The organism is Acetobacterium sp., assembly GCF_041752335.1.
In the GTDB taxonomy this organism is placed as follows: domain Bacteria; phylum Bacillota; class Clostridia; order Eubacteriales; family Eubacteriaceae; genus Acetobacterium.
On record NZ_JBGSHG010000095.1, the window covers coordinates 1 to 4,192 of the forward strand.

The following is a 4,192-nucleotide window of genomic DNA, read 5'->3' on the forward strand; positions in this document are numbered from 1 at the left end:
AGATAAAATGGTCACTTTAGGTAAAAGAGGCGACTTACATGCCAGAAGACAGGCAATTTCTTATATCACTCAAGAAGCAGTGGTAAAACAATTGTTTGACGAAATAGCACCTAAATATACTGAACGAAACGGTGGCTACACACGAATTTACCGTGTGGGACCACGTCGTGGCGACGGCGCAGAAATGGCTATAATTGAATTAGTATAATTTATGATGCATACAGGGGATTAAGATGTTATTTACGCTTAATCCCTTTCTTGCATTATAAAGTTAATTAATTAACACCAAAGAAGGTGATAACAAGTGACAATGGAAAGTAATAATAGAATGATCGATGTGCAGGATGTTCATTTCAGATATCCTCATAATAACGAAAATGCATCAGTTGTAGCGCTGGATGGAGTCAGTCTACATATTCAAAAAGGTGAATTTGTCGGAATCATCGGACATAATGGTTCGGGGAAATCGACCCTTTCCAAATTGCTAAATGCGATCATATTTCCCACTCAAGGCGATGTGATTGTCAGTGGTCTTAACACTAAGGACCATGAAAACCTATGGACGATCCGTCAGACCGCCGGGATGGTTTTCCAAAACCCGGATAATCAGCTGGTCGCCACCATCGTCGAAGAAGATGTGGCCTTTGGGCCGGAAAACTTGGGTGTGCCGCCGCAAGAAATTAGAGAACGGGTAGACCGGGCCTTGGCGGTGGTCGAAATGCAGGCCTACGCCCATCAAAAGCCCCACCAATTATCCGGGGGACAAAAGCAGCGGATTGCCATCGCCGGGATTCTGGCAATGGAACCGGAATGTATCATTTTTGATGAACCCACAGCGATGCTGGACCCATCCGGGCGCCGGGAAGTCATGGAAACCATCAAACGCCTTAACCGGGATAAAGAAATGACTGTTATTCACATCACCCATTTCATGGAAGAAATCGTGGCTGCGGATCGGATTATTGTTCTGGACAAGGGCAAGGTTGTCATGGAAGGGGAACCCCGGACGATCTTTAGTCAGGTCAAACGGCTCAAAGAGATTGGTCTGGATGTACCCCAAATGACCGAGTTGGCTTATGAGCTGCGCAGCGAAGGACTAAAAATTGCCGATGATGTTTTAAGCATTGAGGAAATGGTGAATGCCTTATGTCAGTAGAAATAAAAAATCTTTCCCATACCTATTCAGACGGTTCGCCCTTTGAATTTAAAGCCCTAAAGGATATCAACATCACCATCGAAGATGGCAGTTTTATTGGCATTATTGGCCACACCGGTTCTGGCAAATCAACTCTGATTCAGCATCTAAACGGTCTGTTAACCCCCACTTCTGGCACGGTTCTGGTCGATGGAAAGAATATCTTTGAAACAAAAAAAGCCGAACTAATTGAGCTCAGGCACCATATCGGTCTGGTTTTTCAATATCCGGAACATCAGCTGTTTGAAGAAACCGTCGAAAAGGACGTCGCTTTTGGTCCCAAAAATCAGGGACTCAGTGATGACGAAATCGATCAGCGAGTCAGACAATCGATAAAGATGGTTGGTCTGGATTTTGACGCGATCAAAGATAAGTCACCCTTTGAATTATCAGGTGGACAGATGCGACGAGTAGCCATTGCCGGCGTTTTAGCGATGGAACCGTCAGTGCTGATCCTTGATGAACCAACAGCCGGCCTGGATCCTCGGGGACGGGAAGAAATACTGGCTCAGATCAAATCACTGCATACTCAAAAAAAAATAACCGTTATTCTGGTGTCCCATAGTATGGAGGACATTGGAAAAATGGTTGAAAAGATTCTGGTAATGAATGAAGGGGAAGTGGTGTTTTTCGATACCCCTAATCGTGTTTTTACCGAAATTACTACCCTGGAAAGCATTGGCCTGGCGGTACCGGAAGTAACCTATCTGATGCGGCGGCTAAAAGAAAAATACCCGGAAATTAGAGAAGACATTTTTACGGTGGAAGCAGCCAAAAAAGAAATTCTCAAAGTCATAAGAGGATCATAAAATGTTAAAAGATGTTACGATTGGCCAGTATTATCCAACCGGGTCGGTGATTCACAAACTGGACCCACGAACGAAGATACTGTTTACCACAGCATTTGTTGTGATGTTGTTTTTTTTGAATAATCTGTGGGGTTATCTAGCCACATTTGTGATTTTGGTAACGATCACCCTGCTTTCTAAAATCCCGGTGGGGTACATTATCCGCGGCATTAAAGGGTTAGTCCTGATTATCATGCTGACGGTGGTTCTAAACCTGTTTATGACCCCAGGAACCACGGTAGCGACGCTGGGGCCGCTGACAGTAACGCTGGAAGGTTTGAAAGTGGCAACCTATATGGCACTGCGTCTGATCTTTCTGGTGATCGGTACTTCCATCATGACGTTGACCACCTCACCGATTGATTTAACCGATGGGATGGAATGGTGTATGCGCTTTGTTCCCTTTGTCCGGCGATATGCCCACGAATTGGCAATGATGATGTCGATTGCGCTGCGTTTTATCCCGACACTGATGGAAGAAACAGAGCGAATTATGAAGGCGCAAAAAGCCCGAGGGGCTAATTTTGAAACCGGCAATATCATTTCCCGGGCTAAGAACCTGATCCCGATTCTGATTCCGCTGTTTATTTCAGCCTTTCGCCGGGCTGACGAATTAGCCACCGCGATGGAAGCCCGCTGCTACCGGGGCGGCGAAAATAGAACCCGGATGAAGCAATTAACCTTTGAATTCCGGGATGGTGCCAGCCTGGTGCTGATGGTTATGATGATTGTCGGTCTTTATCTGACGACCATGGTTCAAATTCCCTTAGTGTTCCCGGCATAAAGGGCTAAACTCAAGATGAAAAATATACAAATCATCATCAGTTACCGTGGTAGCAATTATTGCGGTTGGCAGGTCCAACCCAATGGCGTCACCATTCAGGAAGTTATTATCAGAGCGATCAAAGAACTCACCGGCGAATCAGTCAACCTGATCGGATCTGGGCGTACCGATGCCGGGGTACATGCCTTGGGACAGAGTGCAAATTTTTTTACCGCGTCGACGATACCGCCGGAGGTATTTTACCTGGCCCTGAATACCCGGCTGCCAACCGACATTCGGGTGATTGCCAGCCGGGAGTGCCACCCGGACTTTCACAGCCGCTATCATGCCAAAGGTAAAAGCTATCTATATAAAATTTTAGCCAGCCCGGTGGCCAGCCCGTTTCTGGCCGATTTGGCATTTCACGTAACCCGGACGCTGGACTGGGCGGCCATGGAAGAAGCGGCCGCCAGCTTTTTGGGCGAGCATGACTTTACCGCGTTTATGGCCAGTGGCAGCTCGATTAAAACAACGGTTCGCACCATTGCCGAAATTTCCTTTAGCAACAATGGCGAGCTCTGGGAAATGACCTTCACCGGAAATGGGTTTTTGTACAATATGGTCAGGATAATGACTGGCACCCTCTACGAAGTCGGTTATGGCCGCTTAAAACCCCCGGACATCAAAACGATTATCCAAGGCAAAGATCGCAGAAAGGCAGGTATTACCGCTCCGGCTCATGGTCTTTACTTAAAGGAAGTTTATTATTGAAAATAATATCATAAATAATACCATTTGAAGGCATAAATAACTTGACACACCCGGGAAGATGCTATAGAATTAACGATGGACGTTAATGTATCACTAGCCCCGATACGATAAAAAAACGATTTCTGATAACTCCCACTTATCGGAAAGCCAATAGATAAAAAATAAAGAAATTATTAACTGAGGAGGATTTTTGAGATGAATGCGAATGCCACAATAATGGCCAAATCTCATGAAATAGACCGTAAATGGTATGTGATTGATGCGGAAGGTAAGGTATTAGGACGACTGGCGACAGAAGTTGCAAATATTTTACGAGGAAAAAACAAACCAATCTTTTCACCACATATGGATTGTGGAGATTTTGTTATTATCATTAATGCCGATAAGATTGTATTAACCGGAAACAAACTGGACCAAAAATTATATAAAACATATTCTGGATATTGCGGTGGGTTAAAAGAAATGACTTACCGGAAATTCTTAGCTGAAAAACCAGAACTTTTGGTTTTCAAAGCAGTGAAGGGTATGATCCCACATAACAAATTAGGGGATAAAATTGCGACTAAACTTAAAGTTTATGCTGGCAACGAACATCCACACGCTGCACAATTGCCT

The 4,192-nt window shown here is 44.8% G+C and carries 6 protein-coding genes; all 6 read left to right on the forward strand.

The window, feature by feature from the left end; genetic code table 11:
- Positions 1-208 (forward strand): 50S ribosomal protein L17 (gene rplQ, locus ACEW8F_RS12280; RefSeq protein ID WP_373483760.1); only part of this gene is annotated, 208 nt, incomplete at its 5' end.
- Between the two features lie 102 nt (positions 209-310).
- Positions 311-1,156: an energy-coupling factor transporter ATPase gene (locus tag ACEW8F_RS12285; protein ID WP_373483765.1), complete on the forward strand. Its 846-nt coding sequence runs from the start codon at positions 311-313 to the stop codon at positions 1,154-1,156.
- Positions 1,147-2,004 carry an energy-coupling factor transporter ATPase gene (locus tag ACEW8F_RS12290; RefSeq protein WP_373483761.1) on the forward strand — a complete coding sequence of 286 codons (858 nt, stop codon included), beginning with the start codon at positions 1,147-1,149 and terminating at the stop codon, positions 2,002-2,004. Before ACEW8F_RS12285 ends, ACEW8F_RS12290 begins: the two co-directional genes overlap by 10 nt.
- A 1-nt stretch (position 2,005) precedes the next feature.
- Positions 2,006-2,827, forward strand: coding sequence for an energy-coupling factor transporter transmembrane protein EcfT (locus ACEW8F_RS12295; RefSeq protein WP_373483762.1), 822 nt, complete (start codon positions 2,006-2,008; stop codon positions 2,825-2,827).
- A gap of 15 nt (positions 2,828-2,842) precedes the next feature.
- Complete coding sequence (gene truA, locus ACEW8F_RS12300) at positions 2,843-3,577, forward strand: tRNA pseudouridine(38-40) synthase TruA (protein ID WP_373483763.1); 735 nt, start codon at positions 2,843-2,845, stop codon at positions 3,575-3,577.
- 195 nt (positions 3,578-3,772) lie between these two features.
- The coding region (rplM, locus tag ACEW8F_RS12305) for a 50S ribosomal protein L13 (protein ID WP_373483764.1) at positions 3,773-4,192 on the forward strand (420 nt) is incomplete at its 3' end.

Bases quoted from the DNA above. Each gene is read 5' to 3' on its own strand.
- ACEW8F_RS12290 (WP_373483761.1), top strand. From the start codon at position 1,147: ATGTCAGTAGAAATAAAAAATCTTTCCCATACCTATTCAGACGGTTCG.
- ACEW8F_RS12285 (WP_373483765.1), top strand. From the start codon at position 311: ATGGAAAGTAATAATAGAATGATCGATGTGCAGGATGTTCATTTCAGA.
- truA (WP_373483763.1), top strand. From the start codon at position 2,843: ATGAAAAATATACAAATCATCATCAGTTACCGTGGTAGCAATTATTGC.
- ACEW8F_RS12295 (WP_373483762.1), top strand. From the start codon at position 2,006: ATGTTAAAAGATGTTACGATTGGCCAGTATTATCCAACCGGGTCGGTG.